19 protein-coding genes, 1 tRNA gene and 3 rRNA genes are annotated in these 23,980 nt (G+C 66.9%); 13 read left to right on the plus strand and 10 right to left on the minus strand.

Annotation, left to right across the window (positions count from 1 at the left end; all coding sequences use genetic code 11):
- Positions 1-47: 47 nt before the first annotated feature.
- Positions 48-1,094: a pyridoxal-phosphate-dependent aminotransferase family protein gene (locus NBT67_RS14625; protein ID WP_251342501.1), complete on the plus strand. Its 1,047-nt coding sequence runs from the start codon at positions 48-50 to the stop codon at positions 1,092-1,094.
- On the opposite strand, the gene NBT67_RS14630 is transcribed toward NBT67_RS14625, so the two are convergent.
- Both NBT67_RS14630 and NBT67_RS14635 read right to left on the minus strand, forming a co-directional pair.
- On the minus strand, positions 1,091-2,911 hold the full coding sequence (locus NBT67_RS14630; protein WP_251342502.1) for a DEAD/DEAH box helicase: 1,821 nt from the start codon (positions 2,909-2,911) through the stop codon (positions 1,091-1,093). The two genes, NBT67_RS14625 and NBT67_RS14630, sit on opposite strands and share 4 nt — an antisense overlap.
- Before the next feature lie 84 nt (positions 2,912-2,995).
- Positions 2,996-3,556 carry a TATA-box-binding protein gene (locus NBT67_RS14635; protein WP_251342503.1) on the minus strand — a complete coding sequence of 187 codons (561 nt, stop codon included), beginning with the start codon at positions 3,554-3,556 and terminating at the stop codon, positions 2,996-2,998.
- Positions 3,557-4,026: 470 nt separating this feature from the next.
- Between NBT67_RS14635 and NBT67_RS14640 the strand changes: the two genes are divergently transcribed.
- The 5 genes from NBT67_RS14640 to NBT67_RS14660 all read left to right on the plus strand — a co-directional run bounded on the left by NBT67_RS14640 (position 4,027) and on the right by NBT67_RS14660 (position 11,112).
- Positions 4,027-5,497: ribosomal RNA gene (locus NBT67_RS14640) — 16S ribosomal RNA — on the plus strand.
- 138 nt (positions 5,498-5,635) lie between these two features.
- Positions 5,636-5,707: transfer RNA gene (locus tag NBT67_RS14645), tRNA-Ala, on the plus strand.
- A gap of 207 nt (positions 5,708-5,914) precedes the next feature.
- A 23S ribosomal RNA gene (locus NBT67_RS14650) occupies positions 5,915-8,827 on the plus strand.
- Positions 8,828-8,949: 122 nt separating this feature from the next.
- Positions 8,950-9,071: ribosomal RNA gene (gene rrf, locus NBT67_RS14655) — 5S ribosomal RNA — on the plus strand.
- Together the 16S, 23S and 5S rRNA genes with 1 tRNA gene alongside form the textbook arrangement of a ribosomal RNA operon.
- 241 nt (positions 9,072-9,312) lie before the next feature.
- A complete protein-coding gene (locus tag NBT67_RS14660; RefSeq protein WP_251342504.1) occupies positions 9,313-11,112 on the plus strand; it encodes a hypothetical protein in 1,800 nt (599 codons plus the stop codon).
- A gap of 9 nt (positions 11,113-11,121) precedes the next feature.
- Here the strand turns inward: NBT67_RS14660 and NBT67_RS14665 are convergent, their stop codons facing one another.
- Positions 11,122-11,475, minus strand: coding sequence for a hypothetical protein (locus NBT67_RS14665; protein ID WP_251342505.1), 354 nt, complete (start codon positions 11,473-11,475; stop codon positions 11,122-11,124).
- The gene (locus NBT67_RS14670) at positions 11,472-11,768 is read right to left on the minus strand and encodes a DUF8124 family protein (protein WP_251342506.1); all 297 of its coding nucleotides are present in this window, start codon (positions 11,766-11,768) and stop codon (positions 11,472-11,474) included. The genes NBT67_RS14665 and NBT67_RS14670 overlap by 4 nt, the downstream gene beginning before the upstream one ends.
- A gap of 108 nt (positions 11,769-11,876) precedes the next feature.
- On the opposite strand from NBT67_RS14670, the gene NBT67_RS14675 reads away from it, so the two are divergent.
- Positions 11,877-13,067: a redox-regulated ATPase YchF gene (locus NBT67_RS14675; protein ID WP_251342507.1), complete on the plus strand. Its 1,191-nt coding sequence runs from the start codon at positions 11,877-11,879 to the stop codon at positions 13,065-13,067.
- Here the strand turns inward: NBT67_RS14675 and NBT67_RS14680 are convergent.
- Positions 13,064-13,594 carry a CinA family protein gene (locus tag NBT67_RS14680; RefSeq protein ID WP_251342508.1) on the minus strand — a complete coding sequence of 177 codons (531 nt, stop codon included), beginning with the start codon at positions 13,592-13,594 and terminating at the stop codon, positions 13,064-13,066. The genes NBT67_RS14675 and NBT67_RS14680 overlap by 4 nt on opposite strands.
- A gap of 67 nt (positions 13,595-13,661) precedes the next feature.
- On the opposite strand from NBT67_RS14680, the gene NBT67_RS14685 reads away from it, so the two are divergent.
- Positions 13,662-14,591, plus strand: coding sequence for an NAD(P)-dependent oxidoreductase (locus NBT67_RS14685; protein WP_256474714.1), 930 nt, complete (start codon positions 13,662-13,664; stop codon positions 14,589-14,591).
- A 33-nt stretch (positions 14,592-14,624) separates the two neighbouring features.
- Here NBT67_RS14685 and NBT67_RS14690 read toward each other — a convergent pair whose 3' ends face one another.
- Positions 14,625-15,056: a VOC family protein gene (locus NBT67_RS14690; RefSeq protein ID WP_251342510.1), complete on the minus strand. Its 432-nt coding sequence runs from the start codon at positions 15,054-15,056 to the stop codon at positions 14,625-14,627.
- A 108-nt stretch (positions 15,057-15,164) separates the two neighbouring features.
- Positions 15,165-15,506, minus strand: a complete 342-nt coding sequence (locus NBT67_RS14695; RefSeq protein WP_251342511.1) for a cupin domain-containing protein — start codon at positions 15,504-15,506, stop codon at positions 15,165-15,167.
- Positions 15,507-15,594: 88 nt separating this feature from the next.
- Between NBT67_RS14695 and NBT67_RS14700 the strand changes: the two genes are divergently transcribed.
- The 4 genes from NBT67_RS14700 (at position 15,595) to NBT67_RS14715 (ending at position 19,624) form a co-directional block, all read left to right on the plus strand.
- On the plus strand, positions 15,595-16,491 hold the full coding sequence (locus tag NBT67_RS14700) for an ABC transporter substrate-binding protein (RefSeq protein ID WP_251342512.1): 897 nt from the start codon (positions 15,595-15,597) through the stop codon (positions 16,489-16,491).
- Positions 16,488-17,480 carry an ABC transporter substrate-binding protein gene (locus tag NBT67_RS14705; protein ID WP_251342513.1) on the plus strand — a complete coding sequence of 331 codons (993 nt, stop codon included), beginning with the start codon at positions 16,488-16,490 and terminating at the stop codon, positions 17,478-17,480. Before NBT67_RS14700 ends, NBT67_RS14705 begins: the two co-directional genes overlap by 4 nt.
- A gap of 186 nt (positions 17,481-17,666) precedes the next feature.
- Positions 17,667-18,659, plus strand: coding sequence for an ABC transporter substrate-binding protein (locus NBT67_RS14710; protein WP_251342514.1), 993 nt, complete (start codon positions 17,667-17,669; stop codon positions 18,657-18,659).
- Entirely contained in the window at positions 18,656-19,624 is a 969-nt protein-coding gene (locus NBT67_RS14715) for an ABC transporter substrate-binding protein (RefSeq protein ID WP_251342515.1), read from the plus strand. Before NBT67_RS14710 ends, NBT67_RS14715 begins: the two co-directional genes overlap by 4 nt.
- Here the strand turns inward: NBT67_RS14715 and NBT67_RS14720 are convergent.
- Entirely contained in the window at positions 19,621-20,196 is a 576-nt protein-coding gene (locus NBT67_RS14720; RefSeq protein WP_251342516.1) for a hypothetical protein, read from the minus strand. The two genes, NBT67_RS14715 and NBT67_RS14720, sit on opposite strands and share 4 nt — an antisense overlap.
- Before the next feature lie 142 nt (positions 20,197-20,338).
- On the opposite strand from NBT67_RS14720, the gene fdhF reads away from it, so the two are divergent.
- Positions 20,339-22,459, plus strand: coding sequence for a formate dehydrogenase subunit alpha (fdhF, locus tag NBT67_RS14725; protein ID WP_251342517.1), 2,121 nt, complete (start codon positions 20,339-20,341; stop codon positions 22,457-22,459).
- Positions 22,460-22,461: 2 nt separating this feature from the next.
- Here fdhF and NBT67_RS14730 read toward each other — a convergent pair whose 3' ends face one another.
- Together NBT67_RS14730 and NBT67_RS14735 are read right to left on the minus strand one after the other, a co-directional pair.
- Complete coding sequence (locus NBT67_RS14730; RefSeq protein WP_251342518.1) at positions 22,462-23,241, minus strand: DUF8054 domain-containing protein; 780 nt, start codon at positions 23,239-23,241, stop codon at positions 22,462-22,464.
- A 48-nt stretch (positions 23,242-23,289) separates the two neighbouring features.
- Positions 23,290-23,943: a PGF-CTERM sorting domain-containing protein gene (locus NBT67_RS14735; protein ID WP_251342519.1), complete on the minus strand. Its 654-nt coding sequence runs from the start codon at positions 23,941-23,943 to the stop codon at positions 23,290-23,292.
- Between the last annotated feature and the right edge of the window lie 37 nt (positions 23,944-23,980).

Genomic DNA, 23,980 nt, shown 5'->3' on the forward strand with positions numbered 1-23,980 from the left:
CGGCCCCACACCGCACCCTACAAGCCCCCCGGCGGGCTAGGTGGCGTATGCTCATGACGCCCGGTCCGACGGCCCTCCCGCCGTCGGTCAGGGAGGCGGCCGGCGAGGAACTGCTCAACCCCGACGTCGATCCGGCCTTCGCGGACCGGTACGACGCGCTCGAACGGAAGCTGTCGACGGTCTTCGGCACCGACGACGAGGTGGTCGTCCTCGGCGGCGAGGGCATCCTCGGACTGGAGGCGGCCATCGCCTCCACCGTCGCCCCCGGTGACCGCGTCCTCTGTCTCTCGAACGGGCCGTACGGCGACGGGTTCGCGGACTTCGTCGAGAGCTACGGCGGCGAGGCGACCCTCGTCGACGCCGACTACGACGGCCCGCTACCCGTCGACGACCTGGAGGCGACGCTCGCCGAGGAGTCGTTCGACCTCGCGACGATGGTCCACTGCGAGACGCCGACGGGCACGCTCAACGACCTCGACGCCGCGCTCGACCTGTTCGATGCCCACGACGTCCTCACCGTCGTCGACGCCGTCTCGTCGCTCGGCGGCGTGCCCGTCCCCACCGACCGAATCGACGTCGCACTCGGCGCGTCACAGAAGTGTTTCAGCGCGCCGCCCGGCCTCGCAGTCTGTGCCGTGAGCGACGCCGCGTGGGAGCGGATCGAGGCCCGCGACCCCGACTCGCTGTACACCAACCTGCTCCCGTGGCACGACGCCGAGCAGCCCTACCCCTACACCCACCTGTCGACGCTGGTGGTCGCGCTGGATGCGGCGCTCGACCTGTTGCTGGAGGAGGGCCTCGACGCCGTCTACGACCGCCACCGCGAGGCCGCCCGAGTCTGTCGGGAGCGGGGCCGCGAACTCGGTCTGGAGCCGTACCCGGATTCCGAGCGCAGTTCGCCGACGGTCACGGCCTTCTCGGTGCCGGGCCGGGCGACCGAGTTGCAGGAGCGCCTGCAAAGCGACCACGACGTCACCCTCTCGACCGGGCTCGGCGGCCTCGCGAACGACGTGCTCCGGGTCGGTCACATGGGATACAACGCCGACGTCGAGCGGGTGGCGCGGACGATGGACGCCCTCGGCACCGCACTCTAGTCCACGCCCCGCTCGGTCACCCGAATCCCCTTCTCCGCGAGGTGGCGCATCCGTCGCTGGGCGAACTCCTCCTCGCTCGTGCCGCGGGTCGCCAGCACGTACACCGTCGCGCTCCCCGCGGGCCGCATCGTCCGCCCGGCACGCTGTGCGCCCTGACGGCGCGACCCGCCGAGTCCCGAGGCGACGACGGCGAGTTCCGCGTTCGGCAGGTCGATGCCTTCGTCGCCGACGCGGGAGACCACGAGCGTCCGGCGCTCGCCCTCGCGGAACTCCTCGAACAGGCGATCCCGTTCGTGGTGTGGCGTCTCGCCGCTCACGAACGGAGCGTCGATGGCCGCCGCGATCTCCCGCCCGTGATCCAGCCAGTCGACGAACACGAGCGCCTTCGCGGCCGGATGCTCCGCGAGGAGGTGGCGCACCTCGTCGACCTTCGCCGGGTTCTCCGCGGCGATCCGGTGTTTCGCGCGCGGCTCCGCGCTCGCGTACGCGTTCCGTTCCTCGTCGTTCGCCCACGGGAGGTACCGGATCTCGACTTCGGGTTCCTGCACGTAGCCGGCGTCGAACAGCGCGTCCCAGTCGGTGCCGATGGGCGGCCCGACGAGCGTGTAGATCTCCGTCTCGCGGTCGTCCTCCCGAACCGGGGTCGCCGAGAGGCCGAGGCGGTGTTTGCTCTGGAGGTCCGCGCTGCGACGATACACTTCGCTCGGGATGTGGTGGACCTCGTCGTAGACGATCAGCCCCCACTCGCGGCGGTCGAACAGCGCGCGGTGCCGGTCCATGCCCGCGACCTGATAGGTGGCGACGGTGACGGGGCTGATGTCCTTCTCGCCGCCGTGGTACTCCCCAATCTGCTCCGGGCCGAGCGTCGTGTGTTCGAGGAGTTCCGACCGCCACTGGCCGGCGAGCTCTCGGCTGGGGACGAGGATCAGCGTCTCGCCGCCGACGGCGACGAGCGCGCCGATGGCGGCGACGGTCTTCCCGCTCCCCGAGGGGCCGACGAACACGCCCGCGCGCTGGTCCAGGAAGCGATCCACCCAGTCGCGCTGGTAGTCACGCAGGCTCGTCCGGAGTTCTACGTCGAGCGGCTCGCCCGTCTCCAGGTCGCGCTCGTCGACGACGGGGTAGCCCGCCTCGTAGAGGATCCGCTTGATCGCCGCCTCGCTCCCCTCGACCACCCAGCTCTCCGTGTCGGAGATGGGCGCGTGGAGGTGCTCCTCGTCGAGCTTCTGTCTGGCGACGTTGCCCATCAGGCTCTCGCTCGCCGCCTCGAGTACCGTGTAGCCGTCCTCGTGGGTGGTGAGGGTGAACTGTCTGGCGCGGGTCCACTGGCGCTCGATCCACTCCTCCAGATGGGGGGAGCGGCGGGGGAGGACCGACCGGACGGTTCCCAGGAGGTCGTCGAGGTCGTCGAACGGGGCGGCCCACACGTCCTCCTGGCGCACGCGGTAGAGGTAGCCTTTGGCCCCCGAGGTGTCGATCAGGTGGGCGAACCGGGAGAGCTGCGCGCGGGTGTACTGCGTCGGCTCGTCGACGACGAGTTCGCGGCGCTCCGGAAAGAGGATCACGCGCTCGCGGTCCGCGAGACGTCCCCACTCCGAGGGGTACCAGACCACGGGGTCGGACTCCACGTCGAGGCGCTCGACGTCGCCGGCGGCGACCAGTCGGTCGAGAGCCTCGCTCGCGGTCGCCTGCGAACAGTCGAGTCGGCGTGCGACCTGCTGGGCGGTGGCGACGGGTCGCCCCTCGTCCTGTAGCGCGTCGAGAAACGACTCCAGCGTGACGGCTCCGTCGTCACCGTCCCTCGGTTCGTCGGTCATCGGCCGCCGTACGGTCCCGACGGAGAAACGCGTTGTGACCCGTCGGTGTTCCCCCCTCGCCGTCCGGGCGGCGCCGACGGAGCGCTATCCCAGGAGGCCGAGGTCGTCGATCCGATCGACGATCACGTCGACCGCCTCGGCCGCGTCGGCGGTTCGCTTCCCGCCCGTGATGACGATCTTTCCGCTGCCGAAAAGCAGGATGACCACGTCGGGATCGTCCATCCGGTAGACCAGTCCCGGGAACTGCTCGGGTTCGTACTCGACGTCCTCCAGTCCCAGCCCGATGGCGAGGGCGTTGAGGTTGAGCGTGTGGCCGAGGTCGGCGCTGGAGACGATGTTCTGGACCGTGATCTCCGGGTCCTCCTCCACCGGAATCCTGAGGTCGCGGAGTTTCCCGAAGATGATTCCGAGTGCCTCGTGTACGTCGTCGATGCTCTTCGCGCCCGTACACACGATCTTGCCGGAGCGGAAGATGAGGGCCGCCGCCTTCGGCTCCTGTGTCCGATAGACCAGCCCCGGGAAGTTGTCCGGGTTGAAGTCGGCACCGGGGAGGTCCTCGGCCAGCGCTTCGAGGTCGAGTTCCTGTCCGATACCCGTCGACGCCACCACGTTCTGAATCTCTATCGAATCTGCCGGGTCACTCATCGTATGCGCGTCATTGGTATCCCCATCCTTATAAACCACCACGGCGATCCGCCGGATCGCCGGCTCCGCTCGTGTGGGCCGCTCCCACGAGAGAGGTCACCACGCAAATATCAGTACGGCTGCCGATTTCGTCCCAGATCGGAGCGGTTAAGTGTTCACCTCCCATCCGAGTGTAATGCGAAGGGCGAGGGCGACGGTGCCCTCGGCCTCACCCGGACCGGTCAGATCGACCGAGGCGATCCCGCGCCCGATCAACGGGCTTATGTGGATCGCCCTCGTCGGTTCAGGTCCGGACGAAACATGAGGATTCCACCCCTGCGGTCCGCCGTAAGCCGGAATCTGATGTGAGCCTTGGTGGTTCGGTGTCACCCGGTCGACGCGGTGACTCGAACCACGGACCTCAGTGGTCTATACGACGCGGAGACTCTCTACGAGTCTCCCCGCCACCCCTCACTCGCAAGAGTGAGCCCATTCCGGTTGATCCTGCCGGAGGCCATTGCTATCGGGGTCCGATTTAGCCATGCTAGTTGTACGAGTTCACACTCGTAGCAAATAGCTCCGTAACACGTGGCCAAACCACCCTACAGAGGCCGATAACCTCGGGAAACTGAGGCTAATAGGTCATACCCGTCTCACGTTGGAATACCGAGACGCGCAAACGCTCACGCGCTGTAGGACGTGGCTGCGGCCGATTAGGTAGACGGTGGGGTAACGGCCCACCGTGCCGATAATCGGTACGGGTTGTGAGAGCAAGAGCCCGGAGACGGAATCTGAGACAAGATTCCGGGCCCTACGGGGCGCAGCAGGCGCGAAACCTTTACACTGCACGCAAGTGCGATAAGGGGACCCCGAGTGCGAGGGCATACAGTCCTCGCTTTTCAGTACCGTAGGGAGGTACTGGAATAAGAGCTGGGCAAGACCGGTGCCAGCCGCCGCGGTAATACCGGCAGCTCGAGTGATGGCCGATCTTATTGGGCCTAAAGCGTTCGTAGCCGGCCGAGCAAGTCCATCGGGAAATCCGCCAGCCCAACTGGCGGGCGTCCGGTGGAAACTGCCCGGCTTGGGACCGGAAGACCCGAAGGGTACGTCTTGGGTAGGAGTGAAATCCCGTAATCCTGGACGGACCGCCGATGGCGAAAGCACTTCGGGAAGACGGATCCGACGGTGAGGGACGAAAGCCAGGGTCTCGAACCGGATTAGATACCCGGGTAGTCCTGGCCGTAAACGATGTCTGCTAGGTGTGACTCCCACTACGAGTGGGTGTTGTGCCGCAGGGAAGCCGCTAAGCAGACCGCCTGGGAAGTACGTCCGCAAGGATGAAACTTAAAGGAATTGGCGGGGGAGCACTACAACCGGAGGAGCCTGCGGTTTAATTGGACTCAACGCCGGACATCTCACCAGCATCGACAACGGTAATGACGGTCAGGTTGATGACCTTTCCAGAGCCGTTGAGAGGAGGTGCATGGCCGCCGTCAGCTCGTACCGTGAGGCGTCCTGTTAAGTCAGGCAACGAGCGAGACCCGCACTCCTAATTGCCAGCACCGGGTTCGCCCGGGTGGGTACATTAGGAGGACTGCCGTGGCCAACACGGAGGAAGGAACGGGCAACGGTAGGTCAGTATGCCCCGAATGTGCTGGGCTACACGCGGGCTACAATGGCCGAGACAATGGGTTCCCACCTCGAAAGAGGACGGTAATCTCCTAAACTCGGTCGTAGTTCGGATTGAGGGCTGAAACCCGCCCTCATGAAGCTGGATTCGGTAGTAATCGCGTGTCAGCAGCGCGCGGTGAATACGTCCCTGCTCCTTGCACACACCGCCCGTCAAAGCACCCGAGTGGGGTCCGGATGAGGCCGTCGCACGACGGTCGAATCTGGGCTCCGCAAGGGGGCTTAAGTCGTAACAAGGTAGCCGTAGGGGAATCTGCGGCTGGATCACCTCCTACTGACCGGGACCTCCCACACGGGAGGCCCACCACACGACCACACGGTCCACGGATCGACCACCGCATCGACCGGGCACCTTAGAACCACCACGGCTCACACTTCACCCACACCACCGTGTCCCCCCTCTCGGGGACCGGGCCCGTAGCTCAGCGGTAGAGCACCTCCTTTGCAAGGAGGACGCCCTGGGTTCGAATCCCAGCGGGTCCATGCCAGCCCGCCGCGCCGGATCGCACGCCTTAAGTGCGTGACGGCGCTCGGTTGGGCTACGCAAGACCGATGCACCATCCCGTGCGAACGCGGATGGGAAGGGTCGAACGCTCTCGCGTCCACGGGAGCGTGATGAAACCGTATGTACGTGCGATCCAGGCGTCCACTGGACCCGACAGTCAAACCGGGTCACTAGTGTGACAACCATCAATCTGGCTACTGTGCCAGCTGGTGAATGGCTCGGCTCGAGAGCCGACGACGGACGTGCCAAGCTGCGATAAGCCTCAGGGACCTGCATGGAAGGGAAGAACTGAGGATCTCCGAATGGGAATCCCCTCGCAATTGCCTCGCGCAATGGGGAACGCTCCGAATTGAAACATCTCAGTAGGAGCCGGAAGAGAACGCAAACCGCGATCCCGTCAGTAACCGCGAGTGAACGCGGGCCAGCCCAAACCGAATCTCTCACGAGACATGTGGTGTCGGCTGACTCTCAGCGTCCGACCCGTCCCGAGAAGTCTCCTGAAACGGAGCGCGATACAGGGTGACAGCCCCGTATCGGGATGCAGTACGACGTGCGTCAGTCCACGAGTAGCGGGGATTGGATATTCCTCGTGAAGGTCCCAGGCATCAACTGGGAAGGCTAAATACTCCTCGAGACCGATAGCGAACAAGTAGCGTGAGCGAACGCTGAAAAGTATCCCGAGAAGGGAACTGAAATAGAGCCTGAACTCAGCTGGCGATCGAGCGACGGGGCACGAAAGGTCCCTCGACGAACGACCGGAGGGCGACCTCTCAGTAGGACTCGAGGGAAGCCGGTGTTCCGTCGTGCGTTTTGAAAAACGAACCAGGGAGTGCACTTGCTCGGCGAGCCTAACCCGACCATCGGGGAAGGCGCAGGGAAACCGATACGAGCGCAGCATTGCCAGGCTCACCGTGTTCAAGCGCGGGGAGTCGAGCGGGTGCGACCCGAAACCGGGTGATCTACGCGTGGGCAGGGTGAAGCGTGCCGAAAGGCACGTGGAGGCCCGTTAGGGGTGGTGTCCTACAATACCCTCCCGTGACCTATGCGTAGGGGTGAAAGGCCCATCGAACCCGGCAACAGCTGGTTCCAGCCGAAACATGTCGAAGCATGACCTCACCTGAGGTAGTCCGCGAGGTAGAGCCACCGATTGGATGACCCGCCTCCGAGAGGAGTCGGCCATCCTGTCGAACTCCGAACTTGCGGACGCCGCAGACGGTGGGAGTCCGGTGTGCGGGGTAAGCCTGTGCACCGTAAGGGAGACAACCCAGCGGTAGGTTAAGGTCCCCAAGTGTGGATTAAGTGCGATCGAAGGTGGTCCCGAGCCCTAGACAGCCGGGAGGTGAGCTTAGAAGCAGCTACCCTCTAAGAAAAGCGTAACAGCTTACCGGCCGAGGTTCGGGGCGCCCAAAATGATCGGGGCTCAAATCCACCACCGAGACCTATCCGGTCCTATCACAGGGACATCGCGTAGGCTGGCACGCCGCTCGGACGGAAGCGCGGGCGAGAGTTCGTGTGGACCGAGTGGTGACGATAATCCTGGTCACAGTAGCAGCGATAGTCGGGTGTGACACCCGACGGCCTTACGAGCAAGGGTTCCTCGGCACTGCTAATCAGCCGAGGGTTAGCCGATCCTAAGTCCCGCCGTAACTCGACCGGGACAACGGGGAAACTGGTTAACATTCCAGTGCCACCACACGCTGAAAGTCGACGCTTTGGGGACAACCGAGCCGGGTTCTCGCCCGGTCGAATCAGGTACCGCCGTGGAAGCCGTAACGGCAGGAAGCGGCCGAACCCTGAGATAGCGTAAGTCGGTCGTACCTAGAGCCCGTGAAAAGACGAGTGTGGTGATCGTACCGAGATCCGACACAGGTGCTCTGCCGGCGAAAGGCAAGGCCCGTCGGGAGCAACCGGCGTTAGGGAATTCGGCAAGTTAGTCCCGTACGTTCGCAATAAGGGATGCCTGCTCTGTGCAAGAGCAGGTCGCAGTGACTCGGGCGCTCCGACTGTCTAGTAACAACATAGGTGACCGCAAATCCGCAAGGACTCGTACGGTCACTGAATCCTGCCCAGTGCGGGTATCTGAACACCTCGTACAAGAGGACGAAGGACCCGTCAACGGCGGGGGTAACTATGACCCTCTTAAGGTAGCGTAGTACCTTGCCGCTTCAGTAGCGGCTTGCATGAATGGATCAACGAGAGCGCCACTGTCCCAACGCTGGGCCCGGTGAACTGTACGTTCCAGTGCGGAGTCTGGAGACCCCCAAGGGGAAGCGAAGACCCTATAGAGCTTTACTGCAGGCTGTCGCTGAGACGTGGTCGCTACTGTGCAGCATAGGTAGGAGGCGGTACACAGGTACCCGCGCTAGCGGGCCACCGAGCCAGCATTGAAATACTACCCGGTAGTGACTGCGACTCTCACTCCTGGCGGAGGACACCGGTAGCCGGGCAGTTTGACTGGGGCGGTACGCGCTCGAAAAGATATCGAGCGCGCCCGATGGTCTCCTCATCCGGGTCGGAAACCCGGAAGAGAGCGCAAGAGCACAAGGAGGCCTGACAGTGTTCTTCCCAACGAGGAACGCTGACGCGAAAGCGTGGTCTAGCGAACCCACGAGGCTCATTCATGGGGCCCGTGGATGACAGAAAAGCTACCTTAGGGATAACAGAGTCGTCACTCGCAAGAGCACATATCGACCGAGTGGCTTGCTACCTCGATGTCGGTTCCCTCCATCCTGCCCGTGCAGAAGCGGGCAAGGGTGAGGTTGTTCGCCTATTAAAGGAGGTCGTGAGCTGGGTTTAGACCGTCGTGAGACAGGTCGGCTGCTATCTATTGGGGGTGTGACGGTACCTGACGGGAACAGGCGTATAGTACGAGAGGAACTCCGCCTGGGTGCCACTGGTGTACCGGTTGTCCGAAAGGGCAGTTGCCGGGCAGCCACGCACCACGGGGTAAGAGCTGAACGCATCTAAGCTCGAAACCCACCTGGAAAAGAGGTACCACCGAGGACACTCGTAGAAGACGAGTTAGATAGACTCGGGGTGTACGCGTCGAGGCAACGAGACGTTCAGCCCGCGAGCACTAACAGTTCGAGCCACATTCATTGGAATTCGCACTGTGATCCGATTTGACTGTCGGGTCCAGGCGCTAACTGGATCGCACGTATATACGGTTTCGGACGGACCGACCCTGGTGTGACGACGGTTCGATTCCGTCGGTCGGCATGAAGGCGGCCAGAGCGGCGGGGACACACCCGTACCCATCCCGAACACGGACGTTAAGCCCGCCTGCGTATCGAGCAGTACTGGAGTGGGCGACCCTCTGGGAGTCTCGGTTCGCCGCCTCACCACTCATACTGCAGTTTTCGTACCCACGAGCGACGGGGCTCCCCGTCGCCGCCGTTCGACTCCGACAGCGACCGCACCAGTCAGCGACCGCGTTCGTCGGTCGGAACGCGGTCAGCGGATCAGTCGGATCGACCCGGCGCAGTCTGTCGAATTAAACCCGGTTTAATCGGCGTAAACCCGGCCGAACCCGGGTTCAGCGCTGTCCCGATTTAATGGGGTGAGCGTCCGGGGACCGAACGGAATGAACACGAAACGAACCGGTGCGGTACTGATGGCGGTCGTGTTGCTGGTGTCGGCGGTGGCGCCAGCGATGGTGGCAGCGCAGACGGAATCGCTGTCGGTCGATCTCACACAGGCCGACGAGACGGGCATCGCGACGGTTTCCGTCGCGAGCAACGGGACGGCGGTGGAGAACGCGACGGTGGCCGTGACCGTCGGCGAGAACGAGACGTACGCGGGGACGGGCACGTACGAAACCGATGCCAACGGCGTCGTGTCGCTGCCGGAACCGAACGAGTCGGTGACGGTGACCGTCGAGGCGACGTACGATGGCGCGAACGCGTCGACGACGGCCACTCTCGATCCGGCGCTCGGCGCGACCCTCGCGGAGGCCGACGACGGGTCGGCGACGGTGACGGTGACGCGTGGGAACGCGACCGTGGAGAACGCGACGGTGACCGTGACCGTCGGTGAGAACGAGACGTACACGGGAACGGGCGAGTACGTGACCGACGCGAACGGGACGGTGTCGCTGCCGGTGCCGAACGAGTCGGTGACGGTGACGGTCGAGGCCACGTACGAGGGTGACTCGGTGACGACGACAGCCGATCTCGATCCGGGCCTCGACGTCGCCGTCGAGGGTGCCGACGACGGATCGGTCGTCGTGACGGTGACGCGTGGGAACGCGACCGTGGAGAACGCGACGGTGACCGTGACGGCGAACACGACCTACGCCGACGAGGGCGAGTACGAGACCGACGAGAACGGAACGGTCACGCTTGCCAACCCCGACGAGACGGCCGAACTGACCATCACGACCGCCGACGACGGTGACGAGGCGACCACCTCGGTGATCGTTCAGCACGTCCAGACGCTCGCGGTGGGCGTCGAACAGGCTGACGACGGCACGGTGACGGTCTCGGTCGGTCGTCTCGGCGAACCCGTGGCGAACGCGACGGTCGAGGTGACGGCCGACGGGAACGAGAGCTACGCGGGATCGGGCGAGTACGAAACGAGTGAGGGCGGAACGGTCGTGCTCCCCGCACCGTCGGAGAACGTCACGGTGACCGTGACGGCGACGGACGACGACGAGATGGCGACGACCACGACGGAACTGACGGCGCCGGACCCGGTCGGACCGTTCGGCCGGATCGTCTCGGGGTTCGTCGACGCGCTGAAGGGGTCGGGCTTCAGCGGCCCGCTCGGTCAGCAGGTGTCGGAGTTCGTGACGAACAACAACCCGTCGAACGCCAACGCTAGCGAGCGCGGACCGCCGGAGCACGCGCCCGACGACGACGGAAACGAAACCGAGGCGGACGGCAACGGGTCCCGGGTCGTTCCGGCCGGCCCACCGGTCGAGAACCCGGGCAACTCGGGATCGGCGCCGGGCCAGTCCGACGAGAGCGATGACGAGTCGGACGACTCGGACGCGCCGGGCAACTCGGGGTCGGCGCCGGGGCAGTCCGGCGACGATGACGACGGCCCGGGCAGCTCGGGGTCGGCGCCGGGCCAGTCCGACGAGAGCGATGACGATTCGGACGACTCGGACGCGCCGGGCAACTCGGGGTCGGCGCCGGGGCAGTCCGGTGAGGACGACCAGTCCGACGAGGCGGAGTCGGACGATAGCGACGGCTCGGACGATAGCGACGACTCGGACGACTCCAGCGACTCGGACGACTCCAGCGACTCGGACGACTCCAGCGACTCGGACGACTCCAGCGACTCGGACGACGGCGGAAACGGCAACGCGGGCGGAAACGGCAACGCGGGCGGTAACAGTGGCGGCAACGGCAACGCGGGCGGCAACGGCAACGGCCGATAGCTGACGCGCTCACTCCTTCTTTCGCCGGTCGAGGGCGGCGTCGAGCGTCGTCGCCGAGCAGTTCGCGAGGTCGGCGGCCCGATCGAGGGGGAGGTCCCGCGACCGGACCGCCGCCGCGGCGCCGGCGACGACGAACGGTTCGGGATCGGTGCCCGGCTCCCAGGCATCCTCGTCGAGTGCTCGGTCGGGACCGGTGGCGAGTGCGCGGACGGCCAGCAGCGTGGCGGCGAACGACTCGTCGACCGACTCGGCGCCGGCGGTGCCCGCGACGTCGACGACGCCCGCGAGGGCGAGTGCTGTTTCGGGGTCGTCGCCGACCAGGGCGCGGTCGATGGCGGCCGCCCGGACGTCGTCGAGGCTCATTCGTCCGGCGGGGAGAGGGCGTGGCCGACGACGGTGCCGTCGGGCGCCAGCGTCACCGTGCCGAGTTCGACGCGTTCGCCGGCGTCGGCGACCCGGTCGACCGCCCGGAGGGTGCGCTCGCGGTCGAGACGGTCCCAGACGGCCCGTTCGACGAGTCGCTGGAAGGCGTCCCGGTCGTCCCACGACGCCGTGAGGGTCGAGGGGACGTGGACGAGGAACCGGAGGGCGTCGTCGTCGACGCCGATGCTGACGCCGAAGGTGTCCGCGGGGGGTGCGTCGGGGTCGTCGCTCATGGGCGCGTTCGGCCCGCCGGAGGCATAAGCCGGTCGATGTGAGAGTGACTGACAGCCAGACGACGCCGCGATGGCGGCGCTTTTCAGCCGCCGACGCGGACTGCCGTCATGAGCTACGCCGTCGGACTCGTCGGCAAGCCCTCGGTGGGCAAGTCGACGTTCTTCAACGCCGCGACGATGAACGACGTGCCGGAGGGCGCCTATCCGTTCACGACCATCGATCCCAGCGTCGGGGAGGCGTACGTCCGCGTCGAGTGTGCGGCCCCGGAGTTCGGGGAGACTTGCACCCCGAGCGTGGGCTACTGTGACGACGGCGCACGTTTCGTCCCCGTCCAGCTCGTCGACGTCGCGGGCCTCATCCCCGGGGCACACGAGGGGAAGGGCCTCGGAAACCAGTTCCTGAGCGACCTCAACGAGACGGACGTGCTGATCCACGTCGTCGATTTCTCGGGCAAGACCGACAGCGAGGGCGAGGCGACCGAGGGCCACGACCCCCGCGACGACATCGACTTCCTCGAGGACGAACTCGACATGTGGTATCTGGGAGTTCTGGAGAAGGGCATCGAGCGCTTCGAGAGCAAGTACCACGGCGCGGACGCGGCCATCGAGGCCGACCTGGCCGAGCAGATGAGCGCCTTCCGGATCACCGAAGACGAGATCACGCAGGTGATCCTCTCGCTGGGTCTCGGTTTCGATCCGGCGGCGTGGGACGACGCGGATCGCGAGTCGCTGGCCCGGGAGATTCGCAAGCGCACGAAGCCGATGGTGATCGCGGCGAACAAGATCGACGACCCCGCGGCGGCGGCGAACTTCGCGGAGATTTCGGCCGATCCGGAGTACGACCACCTGACCTTCGTGCCCGTGAGCGCCCACGCGGAGAAGGCGCTGAAGGTCGCCGACGAGGCGGGGACGGTCGATTACCGCCCGGGTGACGACGACTTCGACGTCGTCGGCGACCCGAGCGAGGAGCAGGCGGCCGGATTGGAGCGGATCGGGGGTCTGCTGGCGGAGTACGGCGGGACGGGCGTCCAGGCGTCGCTGGAGGCGGCGCTATTCGACGCCCTCGACCTCATCGCGGTGTTCCCGGGGAGCGACGACGGGTCGACGAGCGATCAGGGGGTCTTCCGCGACTGTTTCCTCCTGCCCGACGGGTCGACGACGGCCGACTTCGCCTCCCACATCCACTCGGATCTGGGCGACGGGTTGCTCCACGGCATCGATTGCCGGTCGTCGAGACAGATCGGCGGTGGCCACGAACTCGACGACCGCGACGTGGTCGAACTCGTGACGACGAACTAATCCAGCGCGTCGAGGAGTGCGTCCAGCGCGGCCCGCGTGCTCTCCCGTTTCACGGCCCAGCGGTCGCCGTCGAAGACGTGGCGTTCGGCTCGGACGAAGGAGTCGCCGCTCCCCCAGGGGGCGGCGTGGGCGACGCCGACGAAGACGAGCCCGACCGGCTTCTCCTCGGTGCCGCCGGCGGGGCCGGCGATGCCGGTGGTGGAGACGCCCCAGTCCGTCCCGGCGATGTCGCGGACGCCCCGTGCCATCTCGCGGGCGACGGGCGCGGAGACGGCGCCGTGGGCGTCGAGGGACTCCCGGGAGACGCCCAGCGCGTCGAGTTTGGCGTCGTTGGAGTACGCGACCACGCCGCGGTCGAAGTAGTCGCTCGATCCGGGCACGTCGGTCAGGCGGGAGCCGACGAGGCCGCCGGTGAGGGATTCGGCGACGGCGACGGTCTCGTCCCGGTCACGGAGGCGGCGACCGAGGCGGCGTTCGGCGGCGTCTTCGGCGGGTTCGCCCTCGGTCGGTGCGACGGCGTCGGTCATACGGCCCCGTTGCACGCCGACGCCTATCAAACGGGTGGCGGACGCGGTATCCGCATCCCTCTCCTTTATGTCGGACGAGGTGAGTGAACGTGACATGGCAGACGAGACAATCGCGTTCGTCGGACTCGGAATCATGGGTGGACCGATGGCGAAGAACCTGCTGGACGCGGGCTACACCGTGATCGGCCACAACCGGTCACAGGAGCCGGTGGACGAACACGTCGAGGCCGGCGGCGAGTCCGCCGAGACGCCGAAGGAGGCGGCCGAACGGGCCGACGTGACCATCATGTGTCTGCCCAACTCGGACGTGGTCAGCGAGATCATGCGCAGCGAGGACGGCGTCCTCGCCGGTCTGAGCGAGGGGGACGTGGTGATCGACAACTCCACCATCTCGCCGATGGTGACCGAGGACCTCGCCGAGGAGGTCCGCGAGCGCGGCGCCCAGATGCTCGACGCGCCGATCAGCGGCGGCGAGGAGGGTGCCATCGCGGGGACGCTGTCGATCATGGTCGGCGGCGACGAGGACGTTCTCGAGCGGTGTCGGCCGATCCTCGAGGCGATGGGCGAGACGATCACGTACTGCGGCGACAACGGCGCCGGGCAGGTCACCAAGGCCTGCAACCAGATCGTCGTCGCCGGGACGATGGAGGCCGTCAGCGAGGCGCTGGTGTTCGCCTACAAGGCCGACGCGGACTTGGAGGCCGTCGTCGACGCCATCAGCGGCGGTGCCGCCGGCTGTTGGACGCTCGACAACCGCGCCCCCAGCATGATCCGGGGCGACTTCGAACCCGGCTTCTTCGCCGACTACCAGTACAAGGACCTGCGCATCGCGACCGACGCCGGCGAGGCGTACGAGGCGCCGATGCCCCAGACGGAACTCGTCCACGAGATGTACAAGTCCATGGTCGCCACGGGACGGGGGAAGGACGACAACTCCGGCGTGATGCAGGTCGTCGAGGACATGGCGGGCGTCGAGGCGCGAATCGAGGACGACTGACGCTCCGCGTCGTCCGACGGCGTTCGCTTCCACTCACTCCACGTCGTCGTGGTCCAGCAGTCGCCGCTCCCGGTCCGCGGGTGCGGGGTCGTAGGTGACGACCTCCAGCAGGTTGCCGGACGGATCGACGAAGTAGAACCCCTCGAACTCGCCCCAGTCGTACGGTCCCTGCTTCGGGAACTGGTCGTCGAGGGCGTCCATCAGCGACTCGTAGGTCTCGCGATCCGTCTCGAAGGCGACGTGGGCCTTGTCGAGCGGGTGGTCGAGCCCCCGTTCGTCCCACTTCTCGGCGCGTCCCGTCTCCATGAGCGTGACGACGGTTCCCGCCCCCGTCTCGAACATCACGTGTGCGCCCTGGAAGTCCTCCGGCGGGCGCAACAGGTTGAGGCCGAGGACGTCCCTGTAGAACTCGTGTGCGGCGTCGAGGTCGTCCACGTCGATGTTGATGTGGTCGACGGCGTCCATGGCACTACTGACGACGGAGTGCCGATATAGGTTTTCCCCGACGGTCGCCGTGACGCCGTCCGGATCGGCCGTGACGACCGAAGTGATACGGCAGAGGTCGCGGCCGGTTCAGGACTGCTTCCAGTCGGGTTCCGAACGAGGCGGCGAGAGGACGCCGATGCCGACGGCGGGTTCGTCGCCGCGGTTCTCGGCGCCGTGGAGTTCGTCGCTGGTGAACAGGTACGAGTCGCCCGGTCGGAGCGTGACCTCCCCGTCGTCGGTGATCGCCGTGAGAGTCCCCCGAATCATGTAGCCGATCTGCTCGTTGTCGTGCCGGTGGACGGGGAGCCGTGCTCCCGGGTCGACTCGCCAGTGTTTCATCGCCGCACGCTCGCCCGACGCGAGGTCCGCGAGGTACACCCCGCTGGCGACCTCCTCCCCGTCGGACGCGTCCTCGCTGATCCGCCTCATTCGAACTGTCCCCGTCACCGAGATGCGGAGGGGAGTTAATAAAGGTTCCTGAGGAACTTTTATATAATTACAGTCGTACCCTGCGGGTATGTCAGCCGACGACACGATTCGGGTGTTTCACCTACCCTTCTCGTTCATGTTGCCCCAGCGCGTCGCGGCCGACCGGGGCTACTTCGCCGACGAGGGGCTCGACGTCGAACTGATCGAGCGGGACCGGACCTGCGTGACGAACAAGTACATCCCCGCCGAGGAGACGCTGACCGGCGACAACGACGTCGACCTCTATCCCATCTGCAAGTGGGAGAGCCTCAAGCGGACCTGGGAGTTCGACGACGGCCGCATCGTCGCCAAGGGCACGTTCGCGGACCAGCCCTACGCCGTCTTCGTGCGCCCCGACTCGGACGTCGAGACGCCGGCCGATCTGGCGAACACGCCCGTCGGCGTCAACCGACGGACGGGCCAGGAGTACACCGCGATCAGGGCGCTCGAGGAACACATGGACGAGGACGAGGTGATCGTCGAGGGTCACGGGATGCCGACCGACCGCCTGCGGGCGCTACGCGACGGCGACGTCGAGGCGGTTTCCCTCCTCGACCCGCACATCACCCTCGCCGAACACCTCGGCTTCGAGAAGGTCCTGGAGTTCGAGAACCACATGGGCGTCGTCGGCGCCGAGGGACTGGAGGGGGAGACCCTCGACGCCTTCATGTGCGCCTATCGTCGGGCGGTCGAGACGATCAACGCCGAGCCGTCGGCCTATCGCGACCGGTATCTCGACATGCTCTGGAAGGACAGCGACGTCGCGCCGGACCTGTTCGAGGACGTCGACGCCGAGGCCGTCCGCGACGCCATCGAGGTGCCCGAGTACGAGGTGCCCGAACTCGCCGACCGCGAGGACCTGGACTACCACCTCGACTGGATGAAACGGCGGCAGTTGATCGACGCCGACGCCGACATCGACGCCATCGTCTCCCCGGTGCGGTGAGCCGGCGCCACGTCGACGCCCAGCAGGCCGCCTTCGACGAGTACCACGGGGACCCCGGCGACCTGCCGGTCGTGCGGGCGCGGTTCGAACACAACGGGAGCCCGCGGTACCTCCTCTATACGATCAAGCGGTTCGGCCTCGACCGGGCGCACGGCTTCCACCTCGACGTGGAACTCGTCTCGGACGACCTCGAAAGCGGGCTGACGACGATCCGGGAGCGACTGGACGAGGGGAGAACCGACCTCGTCGACACCGACTTCATCTCCGCCGCCCGGGAGCGTGCCGGGGGCGCCGACGTCGTCGCCGTCCACCCCTACGGGCGGACGGTCGGCGGGCTGGTCGCCCCCGAGGGGACGGACATCGAGGGACTGGCGGACCTCCGGGATCGCCGCGTCGGCGTCACCCGCCGCCTCGACAAGAACTGGATCCTGACGCGGGCGGCCTGCCGGGCGTTCCACGGCTTCGACCCCGCCGACACCGTCACCCTCGTCGAGGCGGGGTCGCGCGACGGGCTCACCGACCTGATCCGCGAGGGCGAGGTCGACGCCGGCTTTCAGTTCTGGCCGCTCGTGCCCGAACTCACGCGGACCGGACCGTACACGGAGGTCCTCCCGGTGGCCGGCCTGGTCCAGCGGCTCTCCGGCACCGACCGAAGACTCCCCGTGGCGACGTTTCTCACCGGCGAGTCGTTCCTGCGCGAGGAGACCGAGACGGTGCGGGCGTTCGCCCGCGCCGCCCGCGACGCGACCGACCGCCTCCGGGCCGACGACGACCTCTGGGTGGAACTCGGCGAGCGCCTGATGGCCGACGACGACCCCCGGGTCGTCCGGGCGGTCCGGGACGGCTGGCGCGACATGGCGGTCCGCGACTGGGACGCGGAGACGGTGGCGGGAATGCACCGGCTGTTCGACCACCTGAAATCCGTCGCCGGCACGGAGGCGCTGGGCGTCCAGGGGATCCCCGAGGGAACCCTCCGCCCGGATCCGTGACCGGTGTGCCGTGGTTCGACCACCGGTATGAACGTTTCCAAGGAACTTTTATCAGGGTACAGTCGTACCTGCGGGTATGCCGACCGACGAGAGTCTCGCGGCGCCCCGTCTGGGATCGCCCGGCGCCGCGGCGTGTGCCGCCCCCGAGTCGACGCGCCAGGTGACCGCTCCACGGCCCGGTGACCGATGACCCGGGGCCACGTCGACGCCCAGCAGGCCGCCCTCGACGCGCACCACGACGATCCGGGGGAACTGCCGGTCATGCGGGCGCGGTTCGAGCACAACGGGAGCCCGCGATACCTCCTCTATACGATCAAGCGGTTCGGCCTCGACCGGGCGCACGGCTTCCACCTCGACGTGGAACTCGTCTCCGACGCCCTCGAAGACGGCATCGAGACCGTCGAGGCCCAGCTGCAGGAGGGGCACGCCGACCTCATCGACATCGACTACATCTCCATCGCCCGGGAGCGCGCCGAGGGGGCGGACATCGTCGCCTTCCACCCCTACGGGCGGACGGTGGGGGGGCTGGTCGCCCCGGAGGACGCCGACATCGACGGGCTGGCGGACCTGTCCGGTCACCGGATCGGCGTCGTCCGCCGCCTCGACAAGAACTGGATCCTGACGCGGGCGGCCTGCCGGGAGTTCCACGGCTTCGACCCCGACGAGACGGCCACCCCCGTCGAGGCCGGGTCGAAGGTCGAACTCACGCGGATGATCGAGGAGGGCGAGGTCGACGCCGGCTTCCAGTTCTGGCAGATCGTCCCGGAGATCACGGAGACGGGCCCCTACGAGAACGTCCTGCCCGTCTCGGAACTGGTCCAGCGCCTCTCCGAGACGGACAACAAACTCCCCGTGGCGGCCTTCCTCACCAGCGAGTCGTACCTGCGCGAGGAGACCGAGACGGTGCGGGCGTTCACGGAGGCGTACCGCGACGCGGTCGACCGCCTCGTCGAGGACGACGAGATATGGGCGGAGATCAGCGAGCAACTCATGAGCTACGACGACCCCGACGTGATGCGCGCGGTGCGTGACGGCTGGCGCGACATGGTGGTCCGCGACTGGGACGCCGAGAGCGTCGAGGGGATGTACCGGCTGTTCGACCACCTGAAGTCAGTCGCCGGCGCCGAGGCGCTCGGCGTCGGGGAGATCCCCGAGGGCACCTTCGAGGTCGATCCATGACGGAGACGGTCACCTTCCAGTTGAACTGGGAGCCGAACGGCTTCCAGGCACCGTACTTCCTCGCGCGCCGCGAGGGCTTCTACGAGGAGGAGGGCCTCGACGTGGAGTTCGTCGAGGGTCACGGCTCGCCCTTCGCCGCCGAACAGACCGCGAAGGGTCGAAGCGACCTCGGCCTCGCCGGTGGGAGCGCCGTCCTCTCGGTGCGGAGCCAGGGGCTCGAACCGCTGGCGGTCGCCGCGGTCAGCCAGAAGACGCCGGCGACGGTCTACAGCCTCCGGGACGTCTTCGGCGAGCCGTTCACCGATCCCGAACAGCTCCGGGGACGGACGGTCGGCCCGTCGGCGACCAAGACCCGGATCCTCACCCTCCAGTTGCTGGAGGACCGGGGCATCCGCGACGAGGTGACGGTCAACGACGTCCAGAAACACACGCACCACCGCGTCGAACACCAGTTGCTCGACGGCGACGTCGACGCCGCGGTGGGGGTCGTCACCAACGGCAAGGAACTCGAACGGGAGTACGACCGGACGGCCGACGAACTCCTGATCGGGGACTACCTCGACGTCTACGGCATGACGGTCGTCACCAACCCCGAGTTCGCGGCGTCGAACCCGGGGACGATCCGCTCGTTCCTGCGAGCGACCGCCCGGGGGTGGGAACTGGCGACGAACGACCCCGATCGGGCCGTCGACGCGCTGATCGACCGGAACGCCCAGCTCGAACACAACCGCGAGGTCGAACACATGAAGTTCCTCGCGTCCGCCGAGGACCTCCAGTTCACCGAGTTCGTCCGCGAGGCGGGCTGGGGACACTTCGACGGCGGACGCTGGGAGAACCTGGCCGAGATGCTGGCGGAGACGGACTTGCTCGAATCGCCCGTCGACCCCGGGGCGGCGTGGACGAACGAGTACGTCGACGACGACGATCCGGTGATCGCGAACTACGCCGACCGGATCGGACGCTAGCCCCCGAGTCGCCACAGCGCGCGGTAGACCGTCCAGGGGTCGCGGTCGATTCGGTCGGCCACCGCCGTCACCGCGTCGAGATACTGCCAGTAGTCGGCGGGCGTGATCGGGTCCGGGGACGGTGCGGCCAGTTCCCCGGCGGCGCGGAGGCCCTCCCACTCCCGGTCACCGACGGCGACGTACGCCTCGGGGTGGGTGAACGCCAGAAACGCCGACGCCACCGCGACGTCGACGCCGGTTAACGCGGTTAATCGCTCGAGCTTACGCTCCCGGTCGGACGCGGCCGCCGCCCCGGTGATGGCGTCGACCATCGCCTCGTAGTCGTTGTCGAGGAACCGCTCCTCGGCCGCCCGTCGCTCCGCGTCCGGGACGGCCCGGCGGCGGTAGTACCACTGGACGACCCACTCGGCGTCGCGACGGCCGAACTCCCCGTCGGCGAACGCCCGGGGCAGCGTCTCGGTGTGTTCGCGTTCGACCATGTCGAACGGCTCCTCGCGTTCGTACGCCGCGGCCAGGTCGTCGACCGTCCCCGAGGTGAGGTCGTCGACCGACGATCCGTCTCGGTCGCTCATACCGTTCCGTACGGACCCGAACGGGTGAACGTTTCCGTTTTCGAAAATACCCGCGTGTACCGACGCGAGGCGCCGATTGGGCGGTTTTCGTACGGTACGGGATGACAACATTGATGTTCGACCGTCCTGATTTTTACACACAATGTCATCCGAATCAAGCGGCGAACAGGACGGGCCGACCAAGACGATCTGCCCGTACTGCGGCGTGGGGTGTGGGATCCAGATTACGCAGGACGACGACGGGGAAGTCAACTTCCGGCCGTGGGGCGACGCGCCGGTCAACGAGGGGAGCATCTGCATCAAGGGCGGGGCGGCGACCCAGTCGGTCAACCACGAGGATCGGCTGACCGACCCGCTGATCCGCGACGACGACGGCGAACTCCGTGAAGCCTCCTGGGACGAGGCCTACGACCTGGTCGTCGACGAGATGGAGCGCATCCGCGACGACCACAGCGCGCAGGCGATGGGCTTCTACGGCTGTTCGAAGGCGATGAACGAGGAGAACTACCTCATCCAGAAGCTCGCCCGTCGCTACGGCACCAACAGCGTCGACACCTGTACGCGGATGTGTCACTCCTCGACGGTGTACGCGCTCAAGAACAGCCTCGGCGAGGGCGCGATGACCAACAGCATGGCAGACCTGGAGGAGGCCGCGGACGTGTTCTGGATCCAGGGCGCCAACCCCGGCGAACAGCACCCCATCGCCAACAGCCAGTACTTCCGACAGGCGGTGCTGGAGGGGGCGACCGTCATCCAGGTCGACCCGCACGCGAACAAGACGACGCGGTCGTTCGAGATCGACGAGACCGACCGCCACATGCACCTCCAGCTCGAACCGGGGACGGACATCCCGCTGCTGAACGTCGTCATCAAGACCGTACTGGAGAACGGCTGGGTCGACGAGGAGTTCGTCGAGGAGCGCACCGAGGGCTTCGAGCACTTGGAGGAGACGCTGGCGGACTTCGACAAGGAGGAGGCCGCCGAGGAGTGTGGCGTCCCCCTGGAGGACATCGAACTCGCCGCCGAGAAGTACGCCAAGGCGAACAACGCGGCCATCTTCACGGGCATGGGGATGAGCCAGCACACCTGCGGCGTCGACAACGTGCAAAACGAGATCAACCTCGCCCTCATCACCGGGAACCTGGGCCGTCCGGGCACGGGCGTCAACCCCCTCCGCGGCCAGAACAACGTGCAGGGTGCCTCCGACGTGGGCGCGATGCCGAACGTCCTCCCCGGCTACCGCGACGTCTCCGACCCCGAGGTTCGCGCCGACGTCGAGGAGGTGTGGGACTTCGAGATCCCCTCGACGCCCGGGCTGACGAACGTCGAGGTCTCCCACGAGATCGGCGAGACGATCCACGGGCTCTACATCATGGGCGAGAACCCCGTGATGAGCGAACCCGACACCAACCAGGTCGAGAAGCGCCTGGAGGAACTGGACTTCATGGTGGTCCAGGACATCTACAAGACCGAGACCGCCGAGTACGCCGACGTGATCCTGCCCGCCACCTCGTGGGCCGAGCGCGACGGAACGGTCGTCAACACCGACCGCCGCACCCAGCGGATGCGCGGGGTCGACAAGGTCCACCCGAACACGAAACACGACCTCGAGATCCTCTGTGACGTCGGGAACCGCCTGTTCGGCGACGGCAGCTTCGACTTCGACGGTCCGGAGGAGGTGTTCGAGGAACTCCGGCAGGTCGCGCCCATCTTCCACGGCATGACCTACGACGTGCTCGGCGAGGAGGGGGTCCACTGGCCCTGCTACGAACCCGGCGACGAGGGCGACCCCTACCTCTACGAGGACGGGTTCACCACCGAGAGCGGCCTCGGTCAGATCGAGGGTGTGCGCCACCAGCCGCCGAAGGAAGTGCCCGACGACGAGTACCCGCTGATCCTCACCACCGGTCGGATCATCGAACACTACAACACGGGGACGATGAGCCGTCGCTCCGAGACGCTCAACCGCGTCGAGCCCGAGAACTTCGTCGACGTCCACCCGAACGACGCCGAGAACTACGGCATCGAGGACGGCGACTACGTGACCCTTCGGTCCCGGCGCGGGGAAATCGAGGTCGAGGCTCGCGTCACCGAGGACATCAAGGAGGGGACGGTGTGGACGACGCCGCACTTCGCCGACGCCGCTGGCAACCGGCTCACGAACGACGTGCTCGACGAGCGGGCGAAGATCCCCGAGTACAAGGCCGCAGCCGCGGAGATCGAGGTCACGGTCGACACCGCCGACGCCCCGGCGGACGACTAAGGTTACGGGTTCCGCTCCCCGTCGCCGACGTCCTCTATCAGTCGAACGTCACAGTCCACACAGGTCGCCATCAGGACGCGCTCGGATTCGGTGCAGCACGTCTCTATCGTCTCCGTCCGCTCGTCGTCGAGGCCGCCGCCACAGAGCGGACAGTAGCCGAGATACTTCCGCAGGTCACGGAGCGTCGCCACCCGCTCGTCTGGGTCGAGCGCCGTCCAGCGCTCGTCGCCACGCGATTCGAGGACCGCCGCGGCCGCGGCGTCGGCGAGGAGCGCGGCCGGCGAGAGCCACCGTCTCAACCCGCCGTCGGCGACGTAGGCCGCCTCGCCGACGTTCGACGCCTCGTCGACGCCGAGTAGCGTCGCCACGTCGTCGTCGGTCGGGCCCGCGTCCCGCATCCGTTCGATGCGGTCGTCCCACGCCGACGCGAACGAGTCCCGGAGGCGCCCCCCGCCGGGCGTCGCCCGGACGGCCGTCCCCTCGACGGGATCGAGCGTCTCGGGCAGGCGGAGTTCCTTGCCGAACAGTTCGAGGACCCGAGGCGGCAGATAGCGGACGGTGAGTTCCGGCGTTCCGGGGACGAGGTAGCCGCGGAAGTAGATCGCACCGAGCGCACCCACCAGCACGACGATGCCGCCCGCGACCCCCAGACCCGCCGCGACGGCGGCGGCGGCGAGAAGCGAGAGGACGACGTTCACCACCGTACAGGGGAGACATCGGTTCTCCCCGGTGTACTCGGGACGCCGCAGTCGATCGCCGACAGCGGTGAGTTCGTTACGCATCGCTGTCCGGTAGTGGGTACACCTCGAAAAAACCTGCGTGCCGAACGACTACTCGTCGCCGTTGCGCTTCAGCGCGCCGTAGGCGCCCGCACCGATCGCGGTCAGGGCTGCGCCGACGCCGAAGCCGGGGCCGCCGCCGGAGGTCTCACCGCCGCCGTCGCCGCCGTCACCGCCGTCGCCGCCGTCGCCGTCGCCCATGTCGCCGTCGGATTCCGTGGGCGTCGCCGTCGCGTCGCCGCCGTCGTCCATGCCGCCGCCGTCGGTTTCGGTGGGCGTCGCCGTCATGCCGCCGGAGACGCTGAACTCGCCACCTTCGCCCATGTGTTCCTCACAGAAGTATTCCGTGAGGCCGCCGGTAGCCTGGAAGGACGCCGAGCGGGTCACGCCGGTCTCGAAGACGTACTCGCCGCGGTAGACGATGCCGTCCTCCGCCGCGACCACGAGGTTGTGGCGTGACGTGCCTGCCTGACTGCTCTCGGGGATGAAGCTGGTGGTCCACTCGATGGAGTACTGACTGCCCGCTTCGACTTCCAGCGTCGGGTTGGTCGTCCCCGCGATGCTGGAGGGGGCGCGGCCGACGAACCCTTCTTCCGTCAGCTCCAGTTCGAACGTCGTTGCCTGTGCCGTCGTCGATCCCACGGCGCCGGCTAACCCTGCCGTCGTTGCTGCAGCACCGATCAGGAACTTTCTTCGCGTCGCCATGTCCGCACCGTGTATCCCGCATCAAATAAAATTACGG

Source organism: Haloplanus sp. GDY1 (assembly GCF_023703775.1).
Lineage (GTDB): Archaea > Halobacteriota > Halobacteria > Halobacteriales > Haloferacaceae > Haloplanus > Haloplanus halophilus.

Coding starts and splice junctions, on each gene's coding strand:
- NBT67_RS14625 (WP_251342501.1), top strand. CDS start 48: ATGCTCATGACGCCCGGTCCGACGGCCCTCCCGCCGTCGGTCAGGGAG.
- NBT67_RS14630 (WP_251342502.1), bottom strand. CDS start 2,911: ATGACCGACGAACCGAGGGACGGTGACGACGGAGCCGTCACGCTGGAG.
- NBT67_RS14635 (WP_251342503.1), bottom strand. CDS start 3,556: ATGAGTGACCCGGCAGATTCGATAGAGATTCAGAACGTGGTGGCGTCG.
- NBT67_RS14660 (WP_251342504.1), top strand. CDS start 9,313: ATGAACACGAAACGAACCGGTGCGGTACTGATGGCGGTCGTGTTGCTG.
- NBT67_RS14665 (WP_251342505.1), bottom strand. CDS start 11,475: ATGAGCCTCGACGACGTCCGGGCGGCCGCCATCGACCGCGCCCTGGTC.
- NBT67_RS14670 (WP_251342506.1), bottom strand. CDS start 11,768: ATGAGCGACGACCCCGACGCACCCCCCGCGGACACCTTCGGCGTCAGC.
- NBT67_RS14675 (WP_251342507.1), top strand. CDS start 11,877: ATGAGCTACGCCGTCGGACTCGTCGGCAAGCCCTCGGTGGGCAAGTCG.
- NBT67_RS14680 (WP_251342508.1), bottom strand. CDS start 13,594: ATGACCGACGCCGTCGCACCGACCGAGGGCGAACCCGCCGAAGACGCC.
- NBT67_RS14685 (WP_256474714.1), top strand. CDS start 13,662: ATGTCGGACGAGGTGAGTGAACGTGACATGGCAGACGAGACAATCGCG.
- NBT67_RS14690 (WP_251342510.1), bottom strand. CDS start 15,056: ATGGACGCCGTCGACCACATCAACATCGACGTGGACGACCTCGACGCC.
- NBT67_RS14695 (WP_251342511.1), bottom strand. CDS start 15,506: ATGAGGCGGATCAGCGAGGACGCGTCCGACGGGGAGGAGGTCGCCAGC.
- NBT67_RS14700 (WP_251342512.1), top strand. CDS start 15,595: ATGTCAGCCGACGACACGATTCGGGTGTTTCACCTACCCTTCTCGTTC.
- NBT67_RS14710 (WP_251342514.1), top strand. CDS start 17,667: ATGACCCGGGGCCACGTCGACGCCCAGCAGGCCGCCCTCGACGCGCAC.
- NBT67_RS14715 (WP_251342515.1), top strand. CDS start 18,656: ATGACGGAGACGGTCACCTTCCAGTTGAACTGGGAGCCGAACGGCTTC.
- NBT67_RS14720 (WP_251342516.1), bottom strand. CDS start 20,196: ATGAGCGACCGAGACGGATCGTCGGTCGACGACCTCACCTCGGGGACG.
- fdhF (WP_251342517.1), top strand. CDS start 20,339: ATGTCATCCGAATCAAGCGGCGAACAGGACGGGCCGACCAAGACGATC.
- NBT67_RS14730 (WP_251342518.1), bottom strand. CDS start 23,241: ATGCGTAACGAACTCACCGCTGTCGGCGATCGACTGCGGCGTCCCGAG.
- NBT67_RS14735 (WP_251342519.1), bottom strand. CDS start 23,943: ATGGCGACGCGAAGAAAGTTCCTGATCGGTGCTGCAGCAACGACGGCA.